The organism is Streptomyces sp. NPDC007264 (assembly GCF_042869095.1).
In the GTDB taxonomy this organism is placed as follows: Bacteria; Actinomycetota; Actinomycetes; order Streptomycetales; family Streptomycetaceae; genus Streptomyces.
In genome coordinates, this window is record NZ_JBIAFD010000029.1 from 14,481 (window position 1) to 40,223 (window position 25,743).

Here is a 25,743-nt window from a genome sequence, read left to right on the forward strand (position 1 = left end):
GGGCGTGGACCACATGAGCACGGATGACCCTATGGGGCTTCACACAGCTGCTTGTGGCCGCCCCGTGGTGCGCGGCTCCTCGTCCCGCCGTTTCAGACCGGACGCACCGCCATCCTGTCGAGCGCCTCCAGCAGCCCGGGCAGCTCCGGGCCCCGGCCCACCGGGAGAACCTCGCCGGGCTCCTCGTCGAGCAGGACGAACGCGATGTCGTCGGTCCTGGCCACCATGGACCAGCCGGGCCCGTCGGCGCGCAGCGTGCGGGCACCCCCTGGGGCGAACGAGGAGCGGACGCGGCCCAACGGCGGGGGAGCATCCACGTACGCGCGCGCCTCCGTGAGGACACGGCGGATGCCACTGCGGGCCACGCCCGCACCCTCCTCGGGCTTCGCCCCGTCCTCGGGCTTCGCGCCCTCCTCGGCGGCCCGCGCGGCGTCTGCGGGTGCGAAGTCGGAGTCGTCGATCTGCTCCCGCCACACCGCCCACTGGAGCGCGATCTCGTCCGCCCCCAGGCGCCGCTGGGCGGGACCCCAGGTGTCGGTGTCCGGCGGGGAGAGCGGCTCACGGTCGCTGAGCTCGGGTGCCGGATCGTGCGGGGCGGGTATGCCGGGAGCGGCGACGGCCACAGCCAGCGGCCAGCCCGGCAGAGCGGCGACGACCGTCCGCTCGTCGGGCGACAGCTCGTACTCCATCCCGCAGTCCCAGGACGCGATGGCGACGGCCACCAGTGACACGTCGTCGATGACCACCGTCCAGCGTGCACCGTCGCCGTCCTGACCGAGCACGAGGCCGTAGCCGTCGGCCAGTGGCGGCAGATCGAGCGCCGCGCAGGCCTCCGGGTAGTCGTCGCCCAGCACGCTGGGGAACTGCGCGGGCGTCAAGAGAACCGCCGTCAGCACATACAGCGCGTCGTCCTCGGCGGCGACGGCGTCCTCGTCCGTCCCGGCCATGCCATCCTCCCCATCGGTTCCATCCGTCGGCGCACCCTAATGCGCCCGCGAGCCCGTTGTCACGAGTGCGAATCTCACGATAGGGCCGCGGCTGCCCGGCTGAACGGGGTGAAAAGACCCAGCGGAACCGGTATCAGACGGCGGGCGGGCCGAGGAGCCCTGCGCGCGTTCCTCCATCCGGTCCTGGTCGGTCCTCGGCGTCAAGGGATGTTCCGTCCGGCCGGGGCGGGTTCACCGACCGCTCCCGGTGAGAGAGCCGAGTGTCGTCCGAAGCCACTCCAGTTCGGCCCGGCTCGTGGCGCGCGCGATCGTGAGGACGCCCCGCCGGAAGGGGTCGTCCAGCTCCTCGGCGCGCAGCGGCCGGTCGCCCTCGTAGAAGAAGCTCGCCGGTTCCTCCAGGAAGGCGAGCCGGCGTCGCAGGACGGTCGCCTGCGCCGCCGGGTCCTCCAGGTGCCGGAGGAAGGCGAGCACCGTGAACCAGCGGTTCTCGTCGGTGATGTCGCGCTGCGCCGGTGCCGCGAGCCTGCGGCGCAGCTCTCGCCTGCCCTCCTCCGTGAGTGTCAGGACGTGCCGCGGTGCCGCCACCGAGCCCGGCTGCGTGGCCCGCGCCAGCAGTCCGGCCTTCTCCAGTCGCTTGATCGCGGGGTACAGGGTGCTCTCCGCGAGGGGGCGTACGTGTCCCGTCAAGGCGGTGATGCGTTTGCGCAGCTCATAGCCGTGCAGCGGGGTGTCGTACAGGAAACCGAGAAGGGCGAGCTCCAACATGCCCGCATTCTGCCGCACTCGCGTTGTACATCGTCTCCGCTATACATCGGGTACGATGTATTCTCCTGGGCGGCCGGTGGGATCGACGACACAGGGAACGGCCGCGAAGGAGATACCGATGAGGCAGGCAGCGTTCGACGACGACGGAAGTCTGATCCGGTGGACCGAGACGGCCGGTGCGGAACCGGCACGCGTGTACGTGCACGGACTGGGCGCGGCTTCCGCGGTCTACGCCGCACACATCGCGGCACGGCCCGAACTGGCGGGCCGCCGCACCCTGTTCGTAGACCTCCCGGGACACGGGATCAGCGACCGCCCCGCACGGTTCGCCTACACCCTGGAGGACCACGCGGACGCGCTGGCCGCCGCACTGGACACGGCGGAAGCCGCCGGTGTCGAACTCGTCGCACACAGCATGGGCGGGGCGGTGGCGATCGTGCTCGCCCACCGGCGGCCCGACCTCGTGTCCCGACTGGTGCTCATCGAGGCCAACCTCGATCCGCATCCGCCGCTCGGCGCCGGCAGCAGCGGCATCGCGACGTACACGGAGGACGAGTACGTCGCCGACGGCGGTCACGCGCGCGTACTCGAGAAGATCGGTCCCACCTGGGCGGCGACCATGCGGCTGGCCGACCCGCTCGCCCTCCACCGTACGGCCGTGAACCTGGTGCGGGGTACGCGCCCCACGATGCGCCGCCTGCTCGAGTCCCTCTCGGCGGACCGCGTCTACCTGCACGGTGCGTTGAGCGGCGAACTCGAGGACAGGGAGGGCCTGGAGGCCTCCGGCGTCCGCGTGGTGACCGTGCCGGGGGCGGGACACAACATCATGTTCGACAACCCCGACGCATTGGTGGCCGAGGTGGCGGGACGCCGTTGAGGCTCAGCCCTCGCGCACGGACAGGGCGAGGAAACGGGTGTCCTCGTCGACGTACGAGGTCATGCGCCAGCCGGAACCGGCCAGCAGCGGACGGAGACGGGACTCGGCACGCAGGTCGTCCGGGGTGATCCGCCGACCTTGCCGGGCCGCGAGGGCGGCCCGGCCGATCGGGTGGAAGAGCGCGAGCAGGCCGCCGGGCCGCACCACGCGTGCCAACTCCCGCAGATTCTCCTCCGGGTGGGGCAGGTGGGAGATCAGACCCGCGCCGAACACCGCGTCGAGGGACCCCGGACGCAGGGGAAGCGCGGTCACGTCGGCCAGCAGCAGCCGCCCGTCGTGGTCCCGTCCGGCCCGCACGGCGGCCTCGAGCATCGCAGGGGTGAGGTCGGCTCCCAGGACCACTCCCGAAGGGCCAACGGCGGCACGCAGGGGTGTGAGGGCCCGCCCCGTGCCGCAGCCGGCATCGAGCACCCGATCGCCCTCGCACAGCCCCAGGGCGGCGACCGCTGCGGCGTACGCCGGGCCGTCGTCGGGGAACCGCGCGTCCCAGTCGGCCGCGCGCGCGGTGAAGAACTCCTGGACGTGCGTGTGGTCGTCGCTCATGCTCTGCATGATCCCTCACCTCCGCGGCGGACGCCGCGCGCGGCAGGTGCCGGCCCGCCTCGTCGAGTACGCCCGGCGGATGCACACCGCCCGGTTGCTCGAGTCGGTGGGACGACACCGGCCCTGTCGTCACAGTCCCGTCTGCCGTGCGACGTCAGTCGGCGACGCCCGAGTAGGCGAGGACCTTCCCCACCCGTACCCGGACGAGGAGCTCACCCGGGACGCCGTTGCGGGCGCCGAACTCCTCGGCCCGCTTCTCGCCCATGTACCGGGCGCCGAGCCGGGTCGCCCAGGACCGCACCTCGTCGAGATCCTCCGAGAGCTCGGCCCGGCCCTGCAGGACGACGAAGCCGTACGGGGGGTGATCGTCGTCCACACACAGGGCGACCCGGCCGTCCCTGGCCAGGTTCCGCCCCTTCACGCTCTCCCTGCCGGTGGTGAAGAGCACGTCGTCGCCGTCCAGCAGGAACCAGATCGGCGTCACGTGCGGGCTGCCGTCGGCACGCACCGTGGAGAGTTTCCCGGTGCGGGTGCCGTGAGCGACAAAGGCCCGCCATTCCTGGTCGGTCATCTTCTGAGCCATGTACCCATCCTGCTTGCCGGGACGGCGACTGTGGTGAAGGCTGGCTGATCGGAACCTCCGGCCAGGGGGGAGACATCACGGGGAGAACGGACCATGGCGCAGAACACGGAACTCGGCTGGCTGCTGGACGACCTGACGGAGCGTATGGGGCACATACGCCACGCGCTGGTGCTGTCCAACGACGGACTGGTGACCGGCACGAGCACCGGTCTGCGCCGCGAGGACGCCGAGCATCTCGCCGCCGTCTCGTCCGGGCTGCACAGCCTGGCCAAGGGGTCGGGCCGTCACTTCGGCGCCGGCCAGGTGCGTCAGACGATGATCGAGTTCGATGATGCGATCCTGTTCGTCACCGCGGCCGGCCCCGGCAGCTGCCTGTGCGTGCTCAGCGCCGCCGAGGCGGACATCGGTCAGATCGCGTACGAGATGACGCTGCTGGTGAACCGGGTCGGAGAGCACCTCGCCGTGGACGCGCGGCAGCGGGAGCACACGCCGAACGGGGACCTCTGACCCTTCGGGCCGGGCCGTCCCCGGAACTCCGGCCGCGAGGGCACACGCCGGCCGATCCCGGGACCGCGACATGACCTGCCGGCCCTCCATCCCCTGCGGAAACGGGGTCGGAGCGGAGTTGTCCACAGGCTCGGTCCGTGATCGGGCGATCCGGCTACGGTTTTTCCGTGACGGGTGCACACGGCGCTCGCACCGACTCCACGGGGGAGAACCGCCATGTCCGGACAGACGATGACGTCCACCACCGCTGAAGCCACCGGCACGCGCGCCGGTTCCGGTTCCGCCACACGTCGGCCGTCACTGGCGTCGAGCGGCGCCGCACGGGAACTGGACCTCGCACGGCGCGAGCTCGATCTCGCCGTCCAGCTCGGATATGTACGCACCGTGCCCGACGAAGGGGGAGGAGGCCGCCGCGTCACGCGCGCGGAGATCGAGCGGGTGCGCTCCGAGGCCGGCGGCCCCGAGGCGCTGCGCGAGCGTGTCAGGACGGTGGGCACGAGGGACGGCGCGGCCCTGATGGGCGTGACACCCGCCAGGTTCACGAGGTTCGCGCGCCTCGGGCTGCTGGTGCCGGTGAACTTCTACGTCAACCGCTACCGGGCCGCGGTCTGGCTGTACCTTGCCGAGGAGGTGCAGCAGTTCGCCGCCGGCAAGGAGAACGCCGCACTGCTCGCAGGCCGGATGCCGGGAGGGCTGCTGGACCGGCTGGACGCGGGGCTGGACCTGCGGCCCCGCAACTGGCGCGGGCGCCATCTCGGACTCCAGCTGCGCCAGGCGGACGATCCATGGGCGAAGGCCGCCGTGATGGCGTCCTTGCTCGACCCGGTGCTGGTGGCGGAGATCGTCAAGGACCCCTGCGAGCGAGCCCAGCTGAACCGTCTGCGGCCCACGCGGGCGCTGCCGGGAGCGGACTGGCCCGCCGCTTCGGTCGCCGCGCGGATCATGACGGCGGAGGACCCCGACGAGATCGGCTGGCTCCGGGCCGACTTGACGCAGGCCCTCGTCGAGGCGCGCCGGCACCGGGCCGTCGCACACCCCTCTCCGGAGCCGGCGCCCACCCCTCGTGCCCCGGCCGTGCGGCACCGACCGATCCGGCCGCGAGGCACGCTCGGGTGGCTGCGCCGCAGAAACCCGTGACCGGCGCGACCGTGACCGGCGCGACCGCGGCCGGCCCGTCCCGCACCGGAGGCACGTGCCGTCACCGGGCGAGCCGGCGGAACAGACCCTCCTGGACGACCGAGACGAGCAGGCGCCCCTCGATGTCGTAGATGCGGCCCCGGGCCAGGCCGCGTCCGCCCACCGCGATCGGTGACTCCTGGTCGTAGAGGAACCACTCGTCCGCGCGGAACGGCCGATGGAACCACATGGCATGGTCCAGGGACGCCATGTCGAAGCCACGCGGCCCCCACAGCGGTTCGACAGGGATGCGGACGGCGTCCAGAAGCGTCATGTCGCTCGCGTACGTCAGCGCGCAGGTGTGCACGAGCGGGTCGTCTCCCAGCGGACCCACGGCCCGCATCCACACCGCGCTGCGCGGCTCCGCCTCCTCGACCTCCTCGGCGCTCCAGCGCAACCGGTCCGCATAGCGAATGTCGAAGGGCTGTCGCCGGGCCATCCGCTCCAGCGTCTCCGGCAGCGCGCCGAGATGCTCGCGGACCTCCTGCGTCACCGTCGGCAGCGACTCCGGGCCGGGCACCTCGCGAGCCGGCGGCAACTGGTGCTCGAAGCTCCCCTCTTCAGGTTTGTGGAAGGAGGCGGTCAGATTGAAGATCGTGCGGCCCTGCTGCACGGCGGTGACCCGGCGAGTCGTGAAGGACCTCCCGTCACGGATCCGTTCGACCTGGTACACGATGGGCAGGCCCGGGATGCCGGGGCGCAGGAAATACGCGTGCAGGGAGTGCACAGGGCGTTCGCCGTCCGTGGTGCGGCCGGCGGCGACCAGCGCCTGGCCGGCCACCTGGCCGCCGAAGACCCGTTGCAGCGACTCCTGCGGGCTGCGGCCACGGAAGATGTTGACCTCGACCTGCTCCAGGTCGAGCAGGTCGACGAGCCTCTCGGCCGGGTTCGTCATGGGCGGGCCTCTCCTGCGTTCACAGCTGGCCGACGTCGGTGACCCGGACCACGGCCCGGCCCTCCGTGTCCGAGGCGGCGAGGTCGACCTCGCCGCTGATGCCCCAGTCGTGATCCCCGTTCGGGTCGGCGAAGGCCTGCCGGACACGCCACAGTCCGCTCTCCGGCTCCTCCTCGATCATCAACAGCTTCGGGCCGCGGGCATCGGGACCAGTGCCCAGCTCGTCGTACTCGTCCCAGTACCGGTCCATGGCGGCGCCCCATGCCTCGGCGTCCCAGCCGGATTCGGCGTCCATGTCGCCGAGTTCCTCGATCTGGTCCAGGGCGGCGAGCTCCACACGGCGGAACATGCTGTTGCGGACCAGCACGCGGAACGCCCGCGCGTTCGCGGTGACGGGCTTGACCTCATCGGCCTTCTCCTGGGCCTCCTCGGCCGTCATCTCCTCCGGATTGGCCAGTTGCTCCCATTCGTCCAGCAGGCTGGAGTCGACCTGGCGCACCATCTCGCCGAGCCAGGCGATCAGGTCCTCCAGGTCGTCCGACTTCAGGTCGTCCGGGACGGTGTGGTCGAGTGCCTTGTAGGCGCTCGCCAGGTAGCGCAGCACGATGCCCTCGGTGCGAGCGAGCTCGTAGAAGGAGACGAACTCCGTGAACGACAGAGCCCGTTCGTACATGTCGCGGATCACCGACTTCGGCGACAGCGGGTGGTCACCCACCCAGGGGTGGCTCTTGCGGTAGGTGTTGTACGCGTGGAAGAGCAGCTCCTCCAGCGGCTTGGGGTACGTCACGTCCTGCAGCCGCTCCATGCGCTCCTCGTACTCGACACCGTCCGCCTTCATCGCGGCCACGGCCTCACCGCGCGCCTTGTTCTGCTGAGCGGCCAGGATCTGCCGCGGGTCGTCCAGTGTGGACTCGATGACGGAGACCATGTCGAGGGCGTAGGAAGGGGACTCGGGGTCGAGGAGCTCGAACGCGGCCAGCGCGAAGGTGGACAGCGGCTGGTTCAGCGCGAAGTCCTGCTGGAGATCGACCGTCAGGCGCACGATGCGGCCGGTGGGGTCCGGCTCGTCGAGCTTCTCGACGATGCCGCCGTCCAGCAGCGAGCGGTAGATCGCGATGGCGCGGCGGATGTGCCGCAGCTGCTGCTTGCGCGGCTCGTGGTTGTCCTCCAGCAGACGGCGCATGGCCTCGAAGGCGTTGCCCGGCCGGGCGATCACCGACAGCAGCATCGTGTGGGTGACCCGGAAGCGGGAGGTGAGCGGCTCCGGCTCGGAGGCGATCAGCTTCTCGAAGGTGTTCTCCGTCCAGCCGACGAAACCCTCCGGCGCCTTCTTGCGCACCACCTTGCGACGCTTCTTCGGGTCGTCGCCGGCCTTGGCGAGTGCCTTCTCGTTCTCGATGACGTGCTCGGGCGCCTGGGCCACGACGAGGCCCGCCGTGTCGAACCCGGCGCGCCCGGCGCGGCCCGCGATCTGGTGGAACTCGCGGGCGCGCAGCGTGCGCACCCGGCTGCCGTCGTACTTGGTCAGCGCCGTGAACAGCACCGTGCGGATGGGGACGTTGACGCCGACACCCAGGGTGTCCGTGCCGCAGATGACCTTCAGGAGACCGGCCTGGGCCAGCTTCTCCACGAGTCGCCGGTACTTGGGCAGCATGCCGGCGTGATGGACGCCGATGCCGTGGCGCACGTAGCGGGAGAGATTGCGGCCGAACTTGGTGGTGAAGCGGAAGTTGCCGATCAGCTGCGCGATCTCGTCCTTCTCCTCGCGCGAGCACATGTTGATGCTCATGAGCGCCTGCGCCCGCTCCACGGCCTGCGCCTGGGTGAAGTGGACGATGTAGACGGGGGCCTGCCGGGACTCCAAGAGCTCGGTGAGGGTCTCGGTCAGCGGAGTGAGCCGGTACTCGTACGAGAGCGGCACCGGACGCGTCGCCGAGCGCACCACCGCCGTCGGACGGCCAGTGCGGCGGGTCAGGTCCTTCTCGAACATCGAGACGTCGCCCAGAGTCGCCGACATCAGGATGAACTGCGCCTGCGGCAGCTCCAGGATCGGGATCTGCCATGCCCAGCCGCGGTCCCCCTCGGCGTAGAAGTGGAACTCGTCCATCACCACCTGGCCGACATCGGCCTGCCTGCCGTCACGCAGCGCTATCGAGGCGAGAACCTCGGCCGTGCAGCAGATCACGGGGGCGTCGGCGTTGACGGACGCGTCGCCGGTGAGCATGCCGACGTTCTCCGTACCGAAGAGCTTGCACAGCTCGAAGAACTTCTCCGAGACGAGAGCCTTGATCGGCGCGGTGTAGAAGGTGACCTCGTCCCGGGCGAGCGCCGCGAAGTGCGCACCCGCGGCGATCATGCTCTTCCCGGACCCGGTGGGAGTCGAGACGATCACGTTCACTCCCGAGACCACCTCGATCAGCGCCTCCTCCTGGTGCGGATAGAGGGTGAGACCGCGCTCCCCGGCCCACGACTCGAAGGCTTCGTAGAGGGCGTCGGGGTCTGCGGTCGGCGGGAGCTGATCGATGAGGGTCACGCCCCCATCTTGCCTGCCCCGGCACCCGATGCGGGAATCCGATGCCGAAGGGAAGATCACGAGGGCTACGCTGTGGCGCCGACGACGCGTCAGTGCGCTCACAACGGGGCGGCGCTGCAAGAGGAATGGAGCGGGAAGCCGCATGATGGGACCAGCACACTCACTGTCGGGGGCCGCGGCCTGGCTCGGGGTGGGCGCGGCCGCCGCGGCGGCCGGGCACCCCATGCCCTGGCCGGTCCTGCTCGTCGGCGCTCTCATCTGCGCGGGTGCCGCGCTGGCCCCGGACCTGGACCACAAGGCGGCCACCATTTCGCGAGCCTTCGGCCCCTTCTCCCGCTGGCTGTGCGAGATCGTCGACAAGCTGTCCTACGCCGTCTACAAGGCGTCCCGGAAGCCCGGCGACCCACGCCGGTCCGGAGGCCACCGCACGCTGACGCACACCTGGCTGTGGGCGGTGCTGATCGGTGGAGGCACGTCCGTGGTGGCCATCGCGGGCGGCCGGTGGGCGGTGCTGGCCATCCTCTTCGTGCACATGGTGCTGGCCATCGAAGGGCTGCTGTGGCGGGCGGCGCGCGGTTCCAGCAGCGATGTGCTGGTGTGGCTGCTGGCGGCGACGAGCGCGTGGATCCTCGCGGGCATCCTCGACAAACCGGGCAACGGCTCGGACTGGCTGTTCACCGCTCCCGGCCAGGAGTACCTGTGGCTCGGCCTGCCGATCGTCCTCGGCGCCCTGGTGCACGACATCGGGGACGCGCTGACGGTCTCGGGCTGCCCGATCCTGTGGCCGATACCGGTGGGTCGCAAGCGCTGGTACCCGGTGGGGCCGCCGAAGGCGATGCGGTTCCGGGCGGGCAGCTGGGTCGAGCTGAAGGTGCTGATGCCGGTGTTCATGCTGCTCGGAGGGGTGGGCTGCGCGGCAGCGCTCAACGTGATCTGAGCCGGCGATGGGCGCCCTTCGGGGCCCACCGGCCGTGGCCGTGCACGGGAAGCGGCAGCTCTCGGACGGTGCGGGGCGGGCTGCCTCAGCCGGACAGGGTGTCCTCGTCGACGATGTGCACGGCCGCCTCCTCGGCCGAGGCCGCCGCGCCGTCGATGCCGACGTCGGTGGCGATCAGCCCGCTCTCCTCGTCCTCGTGCGCCCCCTCATCGGGGGCGACAAGACGGCCGGAGCGGGCCCCGCCCACCTCGTTGTCGAGAGGCTCACCGTCGCTGTCCGGACTGTCGCCTATGTCGTCGCCGTCCGGGACCGCGATGTCCGGGACCTCCTCGGCGAGCCGCTGGTCGAGGGTCTCGCCACGCTGCCTCTCGGCCGCGGTCACACCCACGTGTTCCACCGCCCACGGGCGCTCCGGGGGCGACCATCCGCGCTCGAGCGGGTTGCTGACTCCGTCCGTGTCCAGGGTGTCCTCGGCGTCGAGCAGCCCCGCGTCGTCCTGCACCTCGGATCCGTCGGGCTGGTAGACGTCGTCTCCCCATCCGTCGGTGCTGTCCACGGGTACCTCCAGGGATGCGACGGAACCGGATGCCGCCGTGCACGACGGCGGACGTGGGAGAACCGCTCGGCGCGACCGGGCCCCCGGACCGGATGGTTCCGGGCCTTCCCCCGCGCCGGTTCCACATCCAGCCTTCCACCCCCCTTCGTCCCCGCGCAACGGCAGCGGTGACAGGGGACGCCGGGCAGGGGCAGGAGGGCCGGAACAGGCGGCCGACCACCCGGTCCGGCACCCCTGCCCCGCGGCGCGGGGCAGGGTCAGCCGTGCCAGGACCGCCACAGCGCGGCGTATGCCCCGTCCGCGGCGACCAGCTCGTCATGGCTGCCCAGCTCGCTGATCCGCCCGCTCTCCACGACGGCGATGACATCGGCGTCATGGGCGGTGTGCAGCCGGTGGGCGATGGCCACGACCGTACGCCCGTCCAGGACGCGGGCCAGGGAACGCTCCAGGTGGCGGGCCGCGCGCGGGTCGAGGAGCGAGGTGGCCTCGTCGAGGACCAGCGTGTGCGGGTCGGCGAGCACCAGCCGGGCCAGCGCGATCTGCTGCGCCTGCGCCGGGGTGAGCGCAAGTCCGCCGGAACCCACCTCGGTGTCCAGACCGTCGTCCAGCGCCCGTGCCCAGCCGTCCGCGTCGACCGCGCTCAGCGCCGCCCACAGGTCGGCGTCGACGGCTTCCGCGGAAGTCCCCGCCCCCGCCCCCGTGCTCGCGGGGAGGCGGGGGTGGGGGTGGGGGAGGGCCAGCAGCAGGTTGTCGCGCAGGGAGCCGACGAACACATGGTGCTCCTGGTTGACCAGGGCCACGTGCGCACGCACCCGCTCGGCGGGCATCCGGGACAGCTCCGCGCCACCCAGGGTGATCCGGCCGGCCCGGGGCGCGTAGATCCCGGCGAGCAGCCGGCCCAGCGTGGACTTGCCGGCGCCGGAGGGCCCGACCAGGGCGAGCCGTGTCCCGGGGGCCACCGCGAGGGACACCTCGCGCAGCACGTCGACTCCCTCGCGGTAGCCGAAACGCACCTCGTCGGCCTCGACGTCGCGTCCCTCGGGAGCAAGCGACGTGTCGCCCGCGTCCGGCTCGACGTCGCGGACTCCGACCAGCCGGGCCAGCGACACCTGGGCGACCTGCAGCTCGTCGTACCAGCGCAGGATCAGGCCCACCGGCTCGACGAGCATCTGCGCGATGAGCGCGCCCGTCGTCAGCTGGCCGACGCCGATCCAGCCGTGCAGGGCGAACACCCCGCCGATCATCAGGACCGAGAACAGCACCGTGGTGTGCGTGACGTTGATGACCGGGAAGAGCACCGACCGCAGCCACAGCGTGTACCGCTCCCACGCGGTCCATTCCTTGATCCGCCGGTCGGACAGCCGGACACGCCGGTGTCCGAGACGGTGGGCCTCGACGGTGCGGCCCGCGTCGACGGTCTCGGCGAGGACCGCGGACACGGCCGCGTACCCCGCGGCCTCGGAGCGGTAGGCCGACGGCGCCCGCTTGAAGTACCAGCGGCAGCCGACGACGAGCAGAGGTACCGCGACGAGTACGGCCGGAGCGAGCGCGGGGGCGGTGAGGGTCAGGCCGCCCATCAGGAGCAGCGCCCACACCACACCGATGGAGAGCTGCGGCACGGCCTCGCGCATCGCGTTGGCGAGCCGGTCGATGTCGGTGGTGATCCGCGACAGCAGATCACCGGTCCCGGCCCGCTCCAGGACCCCCGGCGGAAGCCCCACCGACCGTACGAGGAAGTCCTCCCGCAGATCGGCCAGCATGCGCTCGCCCAGTACGGCACCGCGCAGCCGGACCAGCCGCACGAACACGGCCTGGACGACGAGCGCCAGCACGAACAGGGCGACGGTGGAGCCGAGACGGAGTTCCCGCGCCCCGCCGGACACGCGCTCCACCAGCCCGCCCAGCAGGTACGGTCCGGTCATCGAGGCCACGACACAGACGGCGTTCACGACGATGAGCAGGAGGAAGGCCCGGCGGTGCCGGCGGAACAGTTCGGCCACGTAGGCGCGCACGGTCGCGGGGGCGCCGACGGGCAGTGTGTCCGCCGCCGTCGGTGCCGCCGGGTCGTACGCCGGTGGCGCCACGCCGATCATGCGTTCTCCTCGATCTCTTCCCGTTCGGCCAGGCCGCCGTCGTGGCGGGCGGCCTCCTCGTCGGTCTCGCGGGTCACGACCGCGCGGTAGCGGGGCTCGCCGTGGACCAGTTCACGGTGCAGGCCGACCGCCGTCACCTCGCCCTCGTGCACCAGCGCCACCCGGTCGGCGCGCTCCAGAAGCAGCGGAGAGGAGGTGAACACGACCGTCGTGCGGCCCGCCCGCAGCCGACGGAGTCCCTCGGCGATCCGCGCCTCCGTGTGCGAGTCGACGGCGGAGGTCGGCTCGTCGAGGACCAGCACCTGCGGGTCCGCGACCAGCGACCGGGCCAGGGCGAGCCGCTGGCGCTGCCCACCGGACAGGGACCGGCCGCGCTCGGTGATCCGTGCCTCCATCGGGCCCTCGCCGGCCCCTGACGCCTGTGTGAGCGCGTCCAGGACGTCGTCGCACTGCGCGGCGGCCAGCGCCTCCTCGGCGCTGACGGCACCCGAGGCGGGCACGTCGAGGAGCTCCCTCAGCGAGCCGGACAGCAGCACCGGGTCCTTGTCCTGCACGAGGACCGCGGTACGCGCGGAGTCGAGCGGCAACTCGTCCAGCGGGACGCCGCCCAGGAGCACCGAGGCGCTCTCCTCGGCGGGATGGCCGCCCAGCCGTTCGGCGAGCACGCCGGCCGCGTCCGGGTCGCCGCAGACCACGGCGGTGAGCCGTCCGGCGGGCGCGAGCAGCCCGGTCCGCGGGTCGTACAGGTCGCCGACCGGGACGCTTGCCTCGCGCGAGCCGACGGAGTCCGTGGCGCGCTCCAGCGACAGCACCCGGGCCGCGCGCCGGGCGGACGGCCGCGAGAAGGAGTACGCCATGGCGATCTCCTGGAAGTGCTGCATCGGATAGGTGAGCAGCATGACCGCGCTGTACACCGTGACCAGCTCGCCGATCGCGATGCGGCCCTCGCGGGCCAGCTGCACCCCGCGCCAGACCACCGTGATCATCAGCAGGCCCGGCAGCAGCACCTGCACCGCCGAGATGAGCGACCACATCCGGGCGCTGCGCACGGCCGCCGTGCGCACCTCCTGCGAGGCCCTGCGGTAGCGGTCCAGGAACAGTTCCTCGCCGCCGATGCCCCGCAGCACCCTGAGCCCCGCGACGGTGTCCGAGGCCAGTTCGGTGGCCCGGCCGGCCTTCTCGCGCTGGACGTCGGCGCGCCGGGTCGCCCGGGGCAGCAGCGGCAGCACGGCGAGCGCCAGCACCGGAACGCCCACGGCCACCACGACGCCGAGCGCGGGTTGGTAGACGAGGAGCCCGGCACAGACCGCGACGACGGTGACCGCGGCCGCGGTGAAGCGGGAGACGGCCTCCACGAACCAGCCGATCTTCTCGACGTCGCCGGTGGAGACGGCGACCACCTCACCGGCCGCGACCCGCCGGGTCAGGGCTGAGCCGAGATGAGCCGTCCGGCGGACCAGGAGCTGCTGCACCCGCGCCGCCGCCGTGATCCAGTTGGTGACCGCCGTGCGGTGCAGCATGGTGTCGCCCAGCGCGATGCCGGCCCCGCACATCAGGAGGAGCCCACCCGCCTGGGCGAGCCGCGTGCCCGAGCGGTCGACGACGGCCTGGACGGCGAGGCCCACGCAGAACGGCAGCCCGCACACGGACAGGAAGTGCAGCAGCCCCCACGCGAGGGACTTGACCTGCCCGCCCAGCTGGGTCCGGCCGAGCCACCACAGGAGGCGGGGACCCGAGCGCGCGTCCGGCACACCCGGGTCGGGGTACGGAAGGTCTTGAATCTGCATGACGTCCCAGGGGCTCGTGTCAGGGGCGGACGGAGGCGCGGGGTGCGGGTGGCGGTGCGCGGGAACGCCCCGCCGCAACTCGCAACAAACCGTGAAAGGTTCGCGTCGGAGCGTGGCCGGAGGCAAACGGTTTTCCGGCCGGACGGTGAGATCCGGCCCCACGACACGTCGTCGTGCGGAACTGTGCGGGCGCCGATACAGGCCCCCTGGGAAGCCGGGGCGTCGGCGTCGGCGCCGGTCGCCGTCAGCAGTGGCGTCCGGGCTCCGGGGCGGCGGGCACGTCGCCGCCGTCGATCAAGGTGTTGAGCAGCCCGCCCAGCACCTCGCGCTGCTCATCGGTCAGGGGGGCGAGGATCTCCTCCGCGGCGGTTCTGCGCGCGCCGCGCAGCTCGCGCAGTGCCGTGCGACCGTCGTCCGTGAGCTCGATCCGGATCACCCGCCGGTTGGTGGGATCGGGCACCCGGCGCACCTTGCCGCTCCGCTCCAGGCCGTCGACCAGCGTGGTCACCGCGCGCGGCACCACTTCCAGGCGCTCCGCGAGATCCGCCATGCGGGGCGGTGAGCCGAAGTGCGCGAGGGTGCGCAGCAGCCGGGACTGGGCCGGTGTGACGCCCAGGTCGCGCCGCTCCAGATGACGCTTCTGGATGCGGTGGACCCGGCGGGTGAGCCGCAGCAACTGCTCCGCGAGCAGGCCGTCGGGATCGGGGGCGGTCATGCGGGAACCATATCAGGACCACGTTCATTGTGAGTATAGGTAACAATGAGCTAGGATCCGAATCCGTGAGTCGCCGGTCCCCGTCACCGCGGTGGTCGCCGGCGTACCGTCCGCAGCGGCGCCCGGCCCTCGGAAGCCGCTGCCCCACCCCCGTAGGAGCCCATGCATCCCGACCGATCCACCTCGTGGACCCCCTCGCCCGGCGGCTCGCCGGACCAACCGCGGCAGGTGCGCCGCATTCTGAGGCTCTTCAAGCCGTACGGCGGCCGCCTCGCGGTCGTCGGACTGCTGGTCGGTGCCTCCTCGCTGGTCTCCGTAGCCACGCCCTTCCTGCTGAAGGAGATCCTGGACGTCGCGATCCCGCAGGGCCGCACCGGTCTCCTGAGCCTGCTGGCGCTCGGCATGATCCTGAGTGCGGTGGTCACGAGCGTCTTCGGTGTACTGCAGACCCTGATCTCCACGACGGTCGGCCAGCGCGTCATGCACGACCTGCGCACCGCCGTCTACGGCCGGCTCCAGCGCATGTCGCTCGCCTTCTTCACCCGCACCCGCACGGGCGAGGTCCAGTCCCGCATCGCCAACGACATCGGAGGCATGCAGGCGACGGTCACCTCCACCGTCACCTCCCTGGTCTCCAACCTCACCAGTGTGGTCGCCACCATCGTCGCGATGGTCGCCCTCGACTGGCGGCTCACCGTCGTGTCGCTGGTCCTGCTGCCGTTGTTCGTCTGGATCAGCCGCCGCGTCGGCAGCGAGCGCAAGAAGATCGCCACCCGGCGTCAGAAGCAGATGGCCGCGATGGCCGCCACGGTCACCGAGTCCCTCTCCGTCAGCGGCATCCTTCTCGGCCGCACGATGGGCCGCGCGGACTCCCTCACGCGATCCTTCGAGAAGGAGTCCGAGAGTCTCGTCGGCCTCGAGGTGAAGTCCAACATGGCGGGCCGCTGGCGCATGGCCGTCATCACGATCGTCATGGCCGCCATGCCCGCCGTCATCTACTGGACCGCCGGCATGGCGATCCAGCTCGGTGGACCGTTCGTCTCGATCGGCACGCTCGTCGCGTTCGTCTCGCTGCAGCAGGGCCTCTTCCGGCCGACGGTCAGCCTGCTGTCCACCGGCGTGCAGATCCAGACCTCGCTCGCCCTCTTCCAGCGCATCTTCGAGTATCTCGATCTGCCCATCGACATCACCGAGCCCGACGAGCCGGTCCGGCTCGACCGGATCAAGGGCGAGGTCCGTTTCGAGGGCGTCGAGTTCCACTACGACGACAAGAGCGGTTCCATCCTCGAGGACATCCACATCACCGTCCCGCCGGGCGGCAGCCTCGCCGTGGTGGGACCGACCGGCGCCGGGAAGTCCACCCTCGGCTGTCTCGTGCCGCGGTTGTACGACGTGACCGGCGGGCGCGTCACCCTCGACGGCGTCGACGTGCGCGACCTGGACTTCGACACGCTCGCCCGCGCGGTCGGCGTCGTCTCCCAGGAGACGTATCTCTTCCATGCCTCCGTCGCCGACAACCTGCGCTTCGCCAAGCCGGACGCCACCGACGACGAGCTGTACGCGGCGGCGAAGGCGGCGCAGATCCACGACCACATCGCCTCGCTGCCGGACGGCTACGACACGGTCGTCGGCGAGCGAGGACACCGCTTCTCCGGCGGCGAGAAGCAGCGGCTCGCGATCGCCCGCACCATCCTGCGCGACCCGCCCGTCCTCATCCTCGACGAGGCGACCAGCGCACTCGACACGCGGACGGAGCGCGCGGTCCAGGAGGCCATCGACGCGCTGTCGGCCGACCGTACGACACTCACCATCGCCCACCGGCTGTCCACCGTACGGGGCGCCGACCAGATCGTCGTCCTCGACTCGGGGCGCACGGTCGAACGGGGCACGCACGAGGAACTGCTGGAGTTGGACGGGCGGTACGCGGCTCTGGTCCGCCGGGACGCCCGACTGGAGTCGACCAGATGACGATATGCCGGGTTTGCGGCTGCTGTCGGATTACCGTGCCCGCATGCAGACGAACGCACCGCCACGGAGGCGCAGGCGACTGACGCGCCGTCGTCTGGTCGCCGTCGCCGCGACCGGAACCATCGCCGTGGGCACCGCGCTGGCGGTGCCGCTGCTGGTCCTGCGCGGTGACGAGGCGCCCCGTGCCTCCCTCGTCGTCCCGGAGGGCTGGCGCGCCGGCCAGGTCTACGCGGCCGTCGACAGGGCCCTCGGGCTGCGGGCGGGTGCCACGAAGAAGTCCCTGGCCAAGGCTCACCTCAGGCTGCCGCGCGACGCGCGGGGCAATCCCGAGGGCTACCTCTTCCCTGCGACGTATCCGGTGGACGGGACCTCGACCCCCGAGTCGCTGCTGCGGTACATGGTGGACACCGCGAACAAGCGTTTCGGGATCCGTACCGTCGCCGCGGGCCCCCAGCGCCGGCCGATGAGCGTCTATCAGACCGTCACCGTGGCAAGCATCGTCCAGTCCGAGGCGGCGACCGAGGCGGACATGGGCAAGGCGGCCCGGGTGATCCTCAACCGCCTGGAGCGCGGCATGCCGCTGCAGATGGACTCCACCCTCAACTACGCGATGGACCGCTCCACCCTGACCACCACGAGGGACGACACGGAGATCGACAGCCCCTACAACTCCTACCGGCGCACGGGCCTGCCGCCGACCCCGATCGCCAATCCGGGCGAGGTCGCGATGCGTGCCGCGCTCAACCCGACACCGGGTGACTGGCTGTACTTCGTCACCGTGAAGCCGGGCGACACGCGGTTCACGGCGAGCTACGAGGAGCAGCAGCGCAACGTCGCCGAGTTCAACCGGCTGCGCGACGGCGGTTCCGCGGCCCCTTGAGCGCCGGGCGAGCGGCGTACGGACTCGCACGTCCGGCCGTCGTCCGGACTCGCACGTCCGGCCGGCCGCCGCACCGCGCGCGCCTCATGCGACGGCGGCCGGCCGCCCCGCCGGCAGCCGCCCGACGTCCCGCACGGCCGCACGGCCCGCCCGGTCGGCGCCGATCGTGCTGGCCGACGGGCCGTACCCGACCAGATGGATCCGCGGATCGGAGACCACCCGTGTCCCCTCGACCCGGATGCCGCCGCCCGGCGCACGCGACCGCAGGGGCGCGAGATGGTCGATCGCGGCCCGGAAGCCGGTCGCCCGCCGTGGCCAGGGCAGGTGATCCGAAACCGCTGCCGCGGGAACGGGGTGTGTGGCGGATCATGAGCCATCGCCGCATTTCAGAGGAACACCCGCGCTGTTCTGCCGGCGGCAGAACAGCGGCCCGACCGGACTCGACGATCACTACAGTCCAGTCGCATGACGACGATTACGACGCGCACGGTCGAGTACCCGGCCGACGGTCTGACGATGATCGGGCACCTCGCGCTCCCGGCCGGAGTCGATCGCCGGCCCGCGGTGCTGCTCGGGCCAGAGGGCATGGGGCTCAGCGACGTCGAGCGCCGCCGGGCCGATGCTCTCGCCGAGCTGGGATACGTAGCGCTGGCCTTCGACCTTCACGGCGGGCGCTATTTGGGTGACCCCGAGGAGATGCTGGCCCGTTGCATGCCGCTGCTCGCCGACCCCGACCGGATGCGGGGCATCGGCCATGCGGCGCTCGACGTGTTGCGCGCCGAGCCGCGGACCGACCCCGACCGGATCGCCGCCGTCGGCTACGGCACCGGGGGCGCCGTCGGGCTGGAACTCGGGCGCGACGGCGTCGACCTGCGCGCGATCGGGACAGTCAACGCGCTGACCACGGGCCGACCGGGCGAGGCGGCGCGCATTCGCTGCCCGGTGTGGGCCGGGGTCGGGTCGGAAGACCCGATCATGCCGCCCGCGCAACGGGGCGCGTTCACCGCCGAGATGCAGGCCGCGGGCGTCGACTGGCGCCTCGTGGTCTACGGCGGCGCCTTGCACGCCTTCCACCACCCGCCGGTCGACCACCCCGTGGTCCCCGGCGTCGGCTACCACCCACGACACGCGCAGCGAGCCTGGCACGACGTCGTCGACCTGCTCGCCGAGTGCCTGACCGTAACGGAGTGATCTGGTCGACAACCGCGATTCCGGGCCGCGGACCAGGCCCGTCGACCGCCACCGGCTCCGGTGCTCACCCTCGACGCGGTCAGCGGCTGGCGGGATCGGCCTGCCGCCCGGGCCCGTGGGGAGGTGCAGGCAGCCGAACGGGGTCAGGCGTATCGGGGGCAAGGCCGGGGTCTTCTGTTCCTGGCGATGGTGCGGGGTCGGTGATGACGGGCATGCCGAGGTCGACCGGTTGAGGGCGCCCGCCCGCGGGGGTGTTCTTGAGTCTGTCGAGCTTGGCCATCGCGGCGTCGAAGCTGACCTGGAGTCCCTCGGCCTCGCCGAGCCGGCCATCGGCGCGGGCCTCGGGGTGGCGCGGGCCGCGTCCAGCAGCGCGGCGGCTTCGCGGCGCACTCGCTCCGCGGTCTCGACGAGCACCGGCGGTGCGGCAGCCGTTCCCGCACCCGCAACGCGTCGTCGAGCGGCAGTCCGGTCACCGACACGACGCTCCGCGGCGGCAGGCCCTGCCGCACCCGCTCCTCCACGAGCGCCACGGCCGCCCGCCCCACCTCCTCGGTGAACGAACCCTCACGTCAGAGAGGGCCAGCGGTACTGCCGGGCGCCGCCCGGACCGGGGGAGTGGTCCAGCACCACGAAGTCGTGGTCCGGCACGAATCCGGTGCGCCGCAGGTGGTGGGCACTGGACAGCCCGGTCTGGCCGGCATCTATGACGACCACCTCGACCTCGGGCACTCCGATGGTGTCCACGTGTCCACCGACCGCGCCACGACCGCGGCTCTTCCCCGGCGTTCCCGGTCCGCTCGCACCGGCCGGAGGCGACGTGCCACGCCGGGAGGTCCGGACGGACCATCGGCCGGTGCGGAGACGCACGCATGGGCCAGGATGGAGGCATGCCCGATGCCTTCAGCACCCGCGTCCTCCGTGTCCCCTCCGGATCCTCGGAGGCGGTCGTCGACCTGACCCGTGACTGTGCGGCGTTCGTCCGTGAGGCGGCCGGCGGCCGTGACGGACTTCTGAACGTCTTCGTGCCGCACGCCACGGCCGGCGTGGCGATCATCGAGACGGGTTCCGGCAGCGACGACGACCTCCTCGCGACGCTCCATACGCTGCTCCCGGCGGACGACCGGTGGCAGCACCGCCACGGAAGCCCGGGCCATGGCCGCGACCACGTCCTTCCGGCCCTCGTCCCGCCGCACGCGACGCTGCCGGTCATCGGCGGCCGGCTGGAACTGGGGACGTGGCAGTCGGTGTGCCTGGTGGACACGAACCGGGACAACCCGCATCGCGAGGTGAGGCTGAGCTTCCTGGGCTGATCAGGACTTCGCCGGTCGGGGCCGAGCCGGAGGCCCTGGTGAGGTCGGTCCGGACATCGCAGGGGAACGCCGAGGCGCTGCCGGTCCGATCGGCTTCCGGCTCCACCGTCGTCTGATGACGGATCACGCGGAAAGCGTGCGGTGCGTCTACGTGGGCGTCCGGGTCGCGGCGGACGACGGGCGCGTCGGCTCGCGGCGGGTTCGGGTGACGACACGGGGACGGAGGGCGGCGGTGGAACGGCCCCTGACGGCGGAGATCCAGACCCCGGCGCCGTAGGCGAGATCGTCGAGGCGGCGGGCGACACCGTAGCGCACGGGATCGAGACCGCTGTCGGCGTGGTCGCGGTACTCCAGGGCGATGTCGCTGAGGGCGGCGACGACGGCGGCACGGCGGATTCGGCGGGAGGCCAGGCAGCCGAGGGCGGTGGCGGGCCACCAGTGCCGGGTGAGCAGGGCGCCGCCCTGGGTGAGGGCGTTGACCGCGCCGGAGGCGGTGAGACGGGCGGCCTCGCGGACGGGGTGGTCGGTGTCGTCCAACGTGCGGACCGTACGGGCCATCGCCGCGGCGCAGATCCCGGCGGCGAGCGGAAGAGACCAGCGGCGCTGCGCGGCGACCGCGAGGAGGAGTGCTGCGTTCCAGGGAACGAGCACCGCGGGGGCGACGGCGTCGGGGTGACGGACCGCCAGGGGCTGGGCGCCGGTGCCGTAGTCGATCTTGCGGCGGAACCAGTCGGTGAGCCGGACACGGTGTTCGTGGGCGGCCCGGACGGCCGGCTCGTAGCGGATGCGGTTGCCGTCGGCGCGAAGACGCCAGCACAGGTCGACGTCCTCGCCGACCCGCATGGTCTCGTCGAAACCACCGGCGGCCCTCAGCGTCTCGGTGCGGGCGACGGCACAGGCGCTGGGGACCCAGGACACGGGAGTGCCCGGGCGGACGGAGGCGGGGCGCGAGCCGAGGTCGAGGGAGGAACGGGTGTGCTCGTAGCGACTGATCCAGCCGTGGGAGGGGCCGGTGCTGAGCGCGGTGATGCGGGGCACGGCCATGACGACGGCGGGGTCGGCGAAGTGGCGCAGCAGCGTGGACACCGTGTCGGGCGGCAGCACGACGTCCGAGTCGACGAAGACGACATGGCGGGTGGCGACCTCCCGCAGTCCGGCGTTGCGGGCCGCGGCGGGGCCGACGTTGACAGGGAGCGCGAGCAGTCGGGCGCCGTGCGCGGCGACCAGGCCGACGATCGGTCCGGGATCGCGCGAGGCGTCGTCCACCACGAGGACGGGACTGTCCGGCGGCAGGCAGGCCAGCAGCCGGGCGAGCTGCCGGGGCCGGTCGCGCACCGGGACGACATAGGTGCAGTCGAAGGCGGTCCGCCCCTCCGGGGCGGGGAGCCGGTGCACGACGGGGTGGGCCATGCCGTTGTCGAGCAGCCGGTCGGCGAGCACCGCGCCCGCGGCGTCCTGGACACGCAGCGTTCGGCCGGACAGCAGGCCTCGGGCCCGGGGGGCCAGGCGCAGCAGCCGCGTCGGGTGTCCCCCGAGGAGGGCGCGGCCACCGTCCAGCACGCGGGTGTCGTGGGCGAGGGCGATGGTGAAACCGTGGGGAAGCTTCATGCTCGGGCGGTTCCGTTCCTGGACGGGGCCCCGGTCCCGGGGGCGGGTGGGGCGAGGCGGGCCCTGCGGTCGGGGCGCCAGGCGCGGACGTGGTCGACGGCCGAGGCGACCACGGCCTCGAACAGCGCGGCACCCTCCGCCGCGCTCGCTCCCGTGGGGTCACCCAGTACGCCGTTGGGGGAGACGGCGCGGACGCCGCCCGCGATGAGCTCGCCCATGAGCGAGCCGACGGGCCGGGTGTCCCCGGGGGCGGCGGCGTCCAGGCGGACCGTGTGCGGGGCGAGGTGCAGCATGAGAGAGGTCTCGGTGCGTCCGGCGTGGGCGTCCCCGCCGGGAGTGCCGCAGCCGAGCCAGGCGACATCGTGCTGTTCGGTGCGCATCTGGGCGAGGGCGCCGTCGAGGGTGGGGGCGTTGCCGCCGTGGCCGTTGACGAACACGCACCGGCCGGCCCACAGCGCCAGCGACCGGACGGTCTCGACCAGGACGGCGCGCAGGGCCTCGCGGCCGATGGACACGGTGCCGGGGAAATGGGCGTGCTCGCCGCTGGCCCCGAACGCCAGCGCCGGAGCGACCAGGACGCGGTGCTCCGACGCCGGACCGCCGTCGCCGCCGGGGCACGAGCCTGCGAGGAGTGCCGCGCTCGCGTGCGCGACGGCGGTGGCGACGGTGGTGTCGGTGTCCAACGGGAGGTGCGGTCCGTGCTGCTCGGTGGAGCCGACCGGAACGAGAACCAGCGGGCGGTCCGTGATCTGTGGCCAGACCGCTCCCCCGAGCAGCAGTGCCGAAGGCCGCCCGGCGACGGTGCCTCCGGGCGGGGGCGCGGGTGACGGGATGTGCTGATGTCCCATGGGGGCGGGTCAGCCCTTGGCGCCGAGGGTTCGGGTGAAGCCGTCGGGGATGACCAGGTCCTCCGGGCCGAGCTCGTGGACGGAGGAGTGGCCGAGGCCGAGGACCGCGGAGTCGAGCCCGCTGCGCAGCAGGTCGAGGACGTTCTCTACACCGGCCTGCCCGTTGGCACCGAGGCCCCAGAGGTAGGCACGGCCGATCAGCACGGCGCGCGCGCCCAGGGCCAGGGCCTTGGCGACGTCACCGCCGCGCCGGATGCCGCCGTCGAGAAGAACCTCGATCTGGTCGCCGACGGCCTCGGCGACGGAGGGCAGCAGGCGGATGGTGGCAGGCGTCGTGTCGAGGTTGTTGCCGCCGTGGTTGGACACGGAGACGGCGGTGACGCCCGCCTCCACCGCGCGCCTCGCGTCATCGACCCTGGTGACGCCCTTGAGCAGGAAGGGGCCGCCCCACTCCTCCCGCATCCACTTGACGTCCTCCCAGCTGGGCGGCGGAGTCTGCATCCACTCGCCGTAGGCGCCGAAGAAGGTGGGCGCGGAGCCTCCGGGCGGGGCCAGGTTGGGGACGGTCAGATCGGGGATACGACGCGACTTGGCGAAGGTCCACAGCCATCGAGGGCGGGTGATGACATTCGGCGCGAACCTGACCGCGGTCCTCAGATCGATCCTGTCGGGGATCTCGGGGCTGCCCCAGTCCCGGCCCATCGAGAAGGACCAGTCGAGGGTGGCGATCAGGGCCTTGGCGCCTGCCTGCCGCGCCCGCTCCATGCGCTGGGTCATGTCGTCACGCGTGCCGGTCCAGTACATCTGGTAGAAGACGTTCGGGTGGGCGGCGCAGACCTCCTCCACGGGCTTCGAGGCGAACGAGCTGAGCCCCATGATCACGCCGCGATCGGCGGCCGCGCGGGCCACGGCGACCTCGCCGTCGGGATGGACCGCCTGGACCCCGGTGGGGGAGATGACCACCGGCATGGAGGTCTTCACGCCCAGCACGGTGGTGGTGAGATCCCGGTTCGCATGGTGGCCCGCGACGTGCGGGGCGAAGCCCAGCTCGGCGAAGGCGCTCAGATTGTCCTCGATGGTGCGCCCCCGTTCCGATCCGGCGACGAGGGCGTCGTAGACGGTGCTGGGGAGGTACTTCTTCGCTCGGCGCTGGGCCTCCGCGACGGTTTCGAACCACGGGTTCCTGCCCATGTGGCGGCTCTTCTCTGTGAGGTGACTCGAAGGGGGGTGGGGGCACCGGGGCTCAGCTCAGGCGCAGGCCGGCCAGCGGGTTCTCCTCGCAGGCACTGACCGGCGGCCGCTCCAGGTCCTCGCGGCGCACCGTCAGCGCCACGTCGACGGGGCCGCTGCCGCGCCCGGGGCCGCTGCCGCGCCCGGGGCCGCTGCCGCGCCCGGGGGCGCGCTCGGTGCGGTGGGAGTGGTCGGCGGAGGGGCGCGGCACCGAGCTTCGGTCTGCGGGGCGCTGCGCGAGGAGTTGCTCGCCGTGGCCCCGGACGCACTCGGGGTCCGGGCCGTCCAGCGGCAGGCCGGTGAAGAACTTCGCGGCCATGCAGCCGCCCTTGCAGGTGGCGTAGAAGGAGCAGGACGCGCACGCGCCGCCGGTCTGCGGCTCACGCAGCCCCAGGAACAGCTCCGAGGTCCGCCACACGCCGGCGAAACCGCCCTCGTCGCGCACACTCCCCGCAAGGAAGTCGGCGTGGATCGCGAAGGGGCAGGCGTAGACGTCTCCCACGGGGTCGATCAGGCAGACCACCCGGCCCGCCCCGCACAGGTTGAGTCCCGGCAGGGCCTTGCCGTAGGCGGACAGGTGGAAGAAGGAGTCGCCGGTCAGCACCTGGTCGTCGTGGGCCAGCAGCCAGTCGTAGAGCTGCCGCTGCTGGTCGGCGGTGGGGTGCAGTTCGTCCCACACGTCCGCGCCGCGGCCGGAGGGCCGCAGCCGGGTGAGCCGCAGCTGCGCGCCGTAGGTGTCCGCGATCTTCTTGAAGGCGTCCATCTGCGGGATGTTGTGGCGGGTGCAGACGACGGAGAGCTTGAAGTTCTTCATACCGGCCTCGGCGAGGTTGCGCATGGCGCGCAGCGCGGTGTCGTACGACCCGGGGCCGCGCACCGCGTCGTTGACGTCGGGGGTGGCGCCGTCGAGGGAGATCTGCACGTCCACGTAGTCGTTGGCGGCCAGCCTGCGCGCCACGTCGGGGGTGATCCGGACTCCGTTGGTGGAGAACTTGACCCCCACGCGGTGCGCGGTGGCGTAGTCGAGGAGTTCGAAGAAGTCCGGGCGGACGGTGGGTTCGCCGCCGCCGATGTTGACGTAGAAGACCTGCATGGCCTCCAGCTCGTCGATGACGGCCTTGGCCTCGGCCGTGGACAGCTCGCGCGGGTCGCGGCGGCCGGAGCTGGACAGGCAGTGCGCGCAGGACAGGTTGCAGGCGTAGGTGAGCTCCCACGTCAGGCAGACGGGGGCGTCCAAGCCGTGCTCGAACAGGTCGACCAGACGGGTTCCGACGGAGGGCCGGGCGGTCTGCGGGGCGGTGGTCACGAGGTGTGGCTCCTCTCGTCCGGCTTTCTCTCGACGACCATCGCGGAACGGGCCAGGCGGGCCAGAGCCGCCCGGAAGTACGGCAGTTCGGTGTCGCCGACGCCGGCCGCCGAGCAGGCGGCGCGGGCGCAGGAGGCGGCGGTGAGGCCTTGGACGGCGCTGAGCAGGCGGAGGTCCTTGAGGAACGTGAGCTTGCGGGTGCCGAAGTGGTAGAGCAGCGCGCCGAAGGGCTCGGGCCGCACCGAGACCTGCGGGTGCAGGTCCCAGGCGCGGTCCAGGTCGAACGAGGCGCCGGCGGGGGCGTCGGCGGAGGTCATCCAGCGGTTCCGGGTGCCTAGGTCCTGTCTGGAGTTCGGATCAAGAGTGTGGTGCGATGCTTCGGAGCCAGAGCATCGCACCACACAGGTGCAGTCCGGCCTCGTAGCTCT

23 protein-coding genes and 2 pseudogenes are annotated in these 25,743 nt (G+C 72.3%); 8 read left to right on the forward strand and 17 right to left on the reverse strand.

Annotation, left to right across the window (positions count from 1 at the left end; translation table 11 throughout):
* Positions 1-92: 92 nt before the first annotated feature.
* Both ACFYMU_RS32290 and ACFYMU_RS32295 read right to left on the reverse strand, forming a co-directional pair.
* Positions 93-947 carry a hypothetical protein gene (locus ACFYMU_RS32290; protein WP_388381051.1) on the reverse strand — a complete coding sequence of 285 codons (855 nt, stop codon included), beginning with the start codon at positions 945-947 and terminating at the stop codon, positions 93-95.
* A gap of 231 nt (positions 948-1,178) precedes the next feature.
* On the reverse strand, positions 1,179-1,712 hold the full coding sequence (locus tag ACFYMU_RS32295) for a PadR family transcriptional regulator (RefSeq protein ID WP_388381054.1): 534 nt from the start codon (positions 1,710-1,712) through the stop codon (positions 1,179-1,181).
* A gap of 118 nt (positions 1,713-1,830) precedes the next feature.
* On the opposite strand from ACFYMU_RS32295, the gene ACFYMU_RS32300 reads away from it, so the two are divergent.
* On the forward strand, positions 1,831-2,589 hold the full coding sequence (locus ACFYMU_RS32300; protein WP_388381057.1) for an alpha/beta fold hydrolase: 759 nt from the start codon (positions 1,831-1,833) through the stop codon (positions 2,587-2,589).
* Between the two features lie 3 nt (positions 2,590-2,592).
* Here ACFYMU_RS32300 and ACFYMU_RS32305 read toward each other — a convergent pair whose 3' ends face one another.
* Together ACFYMU_RS32305 and ACFYMU_RS32310 are read right to left on the reverse strand one after the other, a co-directional pair.
* Positions 2,593-3,192 (reverse strand): class I SAM-dependent methyltransferase, encoded by a 600-nt coding sequence (locus ACFYMU_RS32305; protein WP_388381059.1) that lies wholly within the window; start codon positions 3,190-3,192, stop codon positions 2,593-2,595.
* A 154-nt stretch (positions 3,193-3,346) separates the two neighbouring features.
* Positions 3,347-3,775 carry a PPOX class F420-dependent oxidoreductase gene (locus tag ACFYMU_RS32310; protein ID WP_388381062.1) on the reverse strand — a complete coding sequence of 143 codons (429 nt, stop codon included), beginning with the start codon at positions 3,773-3,775 and terminating at the stop codon, positions 3,347-3,349.
* Positions 3,776-3,868: 93 nt separating this feature from the next.
* Between ACFYMU_RS32310 and ACFYMU_RS32315 the strand changes: the two genes are divergently transcribed.
* Positions 3,869-4,282, forward strand: a complete 414-nt coding sequence (locus ACFYMU_RS32315) for a roadblock/LC7 domain-containing protein (protein WP_388381065.1) — start codon at positions 3,869-3,871, stop codon at positions 4,280-4,282.
* Positions 4,283-4,498: 216 nt separating this feature from the next.
* Positions 4,499-5,419, forward strand: coding sequence for a DUF6397 family protein (locus ACFYMU_RS32320; protein WP_388381068.1), 921 nt, complete (start codon positions 4,499-4,501; stop codon positions 5,417-5,419).
* Positions 5,420-5,480: 61 nt separating this feature from the next.
* Here the strand turns inward: ACFYMU_RS32320 and ACFYMU_RS32325 are convergent, their stop codons facing one another.
* Entirely contained in the window at positions 5,481-6,353 is an 873-nt protein-coding gene (locus tag ACFYMU_RS32325; protein WP_388381072.1) for an acyl-CoA thioesterase, read from the reverse strand.
* Between the two features lie 19 nt (positions 6,354-6,372).
* Positions 6,373-8,886 carry a DUF3516 domain-containing protein gene (locus tag ACFYMU_RS32330; RefSeq protein ID WP_388381075.1) on the reverse strand — a complete coding sequence of 838 codons (2,514 nt, stop codon included), beginning with the start codon at positions 8,884-8,886 and terminating at the stop codon, positions 6,373-6,375.
* Between the two features lie 142 nt (positions 8,887-9,028).
* Here ACFYMU_RS32330 and ACFYMU_RS32335 point away from each other — a divergent pair, with 142 nt between their 5' ends.
* A complete protein-coding gene (locus ACFYMU_RS32335; protein WP_388381078.1) occupies positions 9,029-9,823 on the forward strand; it encodes a metal-dependent hydrolase in 795 nt (264 codons plus the stop codon).
* Positions 9,824-9,908: 85 nt separating this feature from the next.
* Here the strand turns inward: ACFYMU_RS32335 and ACFYMU_RS32340 are convergent, their stop codons facing one another.
* From ACFYMU_RS32340 to ACFYMU_RS32355, 4 genes are all read right to left on the reverse strand, one after another.
* Positions 9,909-10,379, reverse strand: a complete 471-nt coding sequence (locus tag ACFYMU_RS32340) for a DUF5709 domain-containing protein (protein ID WP_388381080.1) — start codon at positions 10,377-10,379, stop codon at positions 9,909-9,911.
* Positions 10,380-10,636: 257 nt separating this feature from the next.
* A complete protein-coding gene (locus ACFYMU_RS32345) occupies positions 10,637-12,472 on the reverse strand; it encodes an ABC transporter ATP-binding protein (RefSeq protein WP_388381083.1) in 1,836 nt (611 codons plus the stop codon).
* Positions 12,469-14,259: an ABC transporter transmembrane domain-containing protein gene (locus tag ACFYMU_RS32350; protein WP_388381086.1), complete on the reverse strand. Its 1,791-nt coding sequence runs from the start codon at positions 14,257-14,259 to the stop codon at positions 12,469-12,471. The genes ACFYMU_RS32345 and ACFYMU_RS32350 overlap by 4 nt, the downstream gene beginning before the upstream one ends.
* 244 nt (positions 14,260-14,503) lie before the next feature.
* Positions 14,504-14,974: a MarR family winged helix-turn-helix transcriptional regulator gene (locus tag ACFYMU_RS32355; protein WP_388381089.1), complete on the reverse strand. Its 471-nt coding sequence runs from the start codon at positions 14,972-14,974 to the stop codon at positions 14,504-14,506.
* A gap of 162 nt (positions 14,975-15,136) precedes the next feature.
* Between ACFYMU_RS32355 and ACFYMU_RS32360 the strand changes: the two genes are divergently transcribed.
* Both ACFYMU_RS32360 and mltG read left to right on the forward strand, forming a co-directional pair.
* Complete coding sequence (locus ACFYMU_RS32360; RefSeq protein ID WP_388381092.1) at positions 15,137-16,942, forward strand: ABC transporter ATP-binding protein; 1,806 nt, start codon at positions 15,137-15,139, stop codon at positions 16,940-16,942.
* A gap of 43 nt (positions 16,943-16,985) precedes the next feature.
* Entirely contained in the window at positions 16,986-17,822 is an 837-nt protein-coding gene (gene mltG / locus ACFYMU_RS32365; protein ID WP_388381095.1) for an endolytic transglycosylase MltG, read from the forward strand.
* An 84-nt stretch (positions 17,823-17,906) separates the two neighbouring features.
* Here the strand turns inward: mltG and ACFYMU_RS32370 are convergent.
* Positions 17,907-18,128: pseudogene (locus ACFYMU_RS32370) on the reverse strand (pyridine nucleotide-disulfide oxidoreductase); the annotation flags it as partial.
* Positions 18,129-18,287: 159 nt separating this feature from the next.
* Here ACFYMU_RS32370 and ACFYMU_RS32375 point away from each other — a divergent pair.
* Positions 18,288-19,013, forward strand: a complete 726-nt coding sequence (locus ACFYMU_RS32375) for a dienelactone hydrolase family protein (protein WP_388381098.1) — start codon at positions 18,288-18,290, stop codon at positions 19,011-19,013.
* 567 nt (positions 19,014-19,580) lie between these two features.
* Here ACFYMU_RS32375 and ACFYMU_RS32380 read toward each other — a convergent pair.
* A pseudogene (locus ACFYMU_RS32380) lies at positions 19,581-19,742 on the reverse strand (pyridine nucleotide-disulfide oxidoreductase); the annotation flags it as partial.
* Between the two features lie 158 nt (positions 19,743-19,900).
* Here ACFYMU_RS32380 and ACFYMU_RS32385 point away from each other — a divergent pair.
* Positions 19,901-20,323: a secondary thiamine-phosphate synthase enzyme YjbQ gene (locus tag ACFYMU_RS32385; RefSeq protein WP_388381101.1), complete on the forward strand. Its 423-nt coding sequence runs from the start codon at positions 19,901-19,903 to the stop codon at positions 20,321-20,323.
* Between the two features lie 147 nt (positions 20,324-20,470).
* On the opposite strand, the gene mftF is transcribed toward ACFYMU_RS32385, so the two are convergent.
* From mftF to mftB, 5 genes are read right to left on the reverse strand one after another with little or no spacing between them, the layout of a single operon-like run.
* Positions 20,471-21,931 carry a mycofactocin biosynthesis glycosyltransferase MftF gene (gene mftF, locus ACFYMU_RS32390; RefSeq protein WP_388381103.1) on the reverse strand — a complete coding sequence of 487 codons (1,461 nt, stop codon included), beginning with the start codon at positions 21,929-21,931 and terminating at the stop codon, positions 20,471-20,473.
* Positions 21,928-22,779: a mycofactocin biosynthesis peptidyl-dipeptidase MftE gene (gene mftE / locus ACFYMU_RS32395; RefSeq protein WP_388381106.1), complete on the reverse strand. Its 852-nt coding sequence runs from the start codon at positions 22,777-22,779 to the stop codon at positions 21,928-21,930. Before mftE ends, mftF begins: the two co-directional genes overlap by 4 nt.
* Positions 22,780-22,788: 9 nt before the next feature.
* Positions 22,789-23,970: a pre-mycofactocin synthase MftD gene (gene mftD, locus ACFYMU_RS32400; protein ID WP_388381109.1), complete on the reverse strand. Its 1,182-nt coding sequence runs from the start codon at positions 23,968-23,970 to the stop codon at positions 22,789-22,791.
* Positions 23,971-24,022: 52 nt separating this feature from the next.
* Positions 24,023-25,315, reverse strand: a complete 1,293-nt coding sequence (gene mftC, locus ACFYMU_RS32405; RefSeq protein ID WP_388381113.1) for a mycofactocin radical SAM maturase — start codon at positions 25,313-25,315, stop codon at positions 24,023-24,025.
* Positions 25,312-25,632 carry a mycofactocin biosynthesis chaperone MftB gene (gene mftB / locus ACFYMU_RS32410; protein WP_388381116.1) on the reverse strand — a complete coding sequence of 107 codons (321 nt, stop codon included), beginning with the start codon at positions 25,630-25,632 and terminating at the stop codon, positions 25,312-25,314. The genes mftC and mftB overlap by 4 nt, the downstream gene beginning before the upstream one ends.
* Between the last annotated feature and the right edge of the window lie 111 nt (positions 25,633-25,743).

Excerpts from the sequence above, each read along its gene's own strand:
- ACFYMU_RS32360 (WP_388381092.1), top strand. The coding sequence starts at position 15,137 with ATGCATCCCGACCGATCCACCTCGTGGACCCCCTCGCCCGGCGGCTCG.
- ACFYMU_RS32385 (WP_388381101.1), top strand. The coding sequence starts at position 19,901 with ATGCCCGATGCCTTCAGCACCCGCGTCCTCCGTGTCCCCTCCGGATCC.
- ACFYMU_RS32320 (WP_388381068.1), top strand. The coding sequence starts at position 4,499 with ATGTCCGGACAGACGATGACGTCCACCACCGCTGAAGCCACCGGCACG.
- mftB (WP_388381116.1), bottom strand. The coding sequence starts at position 25,632 with ATGACCTCCGCCGACGCCCCCGCCGGCGCCTCGTTCGACCTGGACCGC.
- ACFYMU_RS32375 (WP_388381098.1), top strand. The coding sequence starts at position 18,288 with ATGACGACGATTACGACGCGCACGGTCGAGTACCCGGCCGACGGTCTG.
- ACFYMU_RS32335 (WP_388381078.1), top strand. The coding sequence starts at position 9,029 with ATGATGGGACCAGCACACTCACTGTCGGGGGCCGCGGCCTGGCTCGGG.
- mftE (WP_388381106.1), bottom strand. The coding sequence starts at position 22,779 with ATGGGACATCAGCACATCCCGTCACCCGCGCCCCCGCCCGGAGGCACC.
- ACFYMU_RS32315 (WP_388381065.1), top strand. The coding sequence starts at position 3,869 with ATGGCGCAGAACACGGAACTCGGCTGGCTGCTGGACGACCTGACGGAG.
- ACFYMU_RS32345 (WP_388381083.1), bottom strand. The coding sequence starts at position 12,472 with ATGATCGGCGTGGCGCCACCGGCGTACGACCCGGCGGCACCGACGGCG.
- mftF (WP_388381103.1), bottom strand. The coding sequence starts at position 21,931 with ATGAAGCTTCCCCACGGTTTCACCATCGCCCTCGCCCACGACACCCGC.
- ACFYMU_RS32300 (WP_388381057.1), top strand. The coding sequence starts at position 1,831 with ATGAGGCAGGCAGCGTTCGACGACGACGGAAGTCTGATCCGGTGGACC.
- ACFYMU_RS32325 (WP_388381072.1), bottom strand. The coding sequence starts at position 6,353 with ATGACGAACCCGGCCGAGAGGCTCGTCGACCTGCTCGACCTGGAGCAG.
- ACFYMU_RS32355 (WP_388381089.1), bottom strand. The coding sequence starts at position 14,974 with ATGACCGCCCCCGATCCCGACGGCCTGCTCGCGGAGCAGTTGCTGCGG.
- ACFYMU_RS32290 (WP_388381051.1), bottom strand. The coding sequence starts at position 947 with ATGGCCGGGACGGACGAGGACGCCGTCGCCGCCGAGGACGACGCGCTG.
- ACFYMU_RS32350 (WP_388381086.1), bottom strand. The coding sequence starts at position 14,259 with ATGCAGATTCAAGACCTTCCGTACCCCGACCCGGGTGTGCCGGACGCG.
- ACFYMU_RS32310 (WP_388381062.1), bottom strand. The coding sequence starts at position 3,775 with ATGGCTCAGAAGATGACCGACCAGGAATGGCGGGCCTTTGTCGCTCAC.
- mltG (WP_388381095.1), top strand. The coding sequence starts at position 16,986 with ATGCAGACGAACGCACCGCCACGGAGGCGCAGGCGACTGACGCGCCGT.
- mftD (WP_388381109.1), bottom strand. The coding sequence starts at position 23,970 with ATGGGCAGGAACCCGTGGTTCGAAACCGTCGCGGAGGCCCAGCGCCGA.
- ACFYMU_RS32295 (WP_388381054.1), bottom strand. The coding sequence starts at position 1,712 with ATGTTGGAGCTCGCCCTTCTCGGTTTCCTGTACGACACCCCGCTGCAC.
- ACFYMU_RS32305 (WP_388381059.1), bottom strand. The coding sequence starts at position 3,192 with ATGAGCGACGACCACACGCACGTCCAGGAGTTCTTCACCGCGCGCGCG.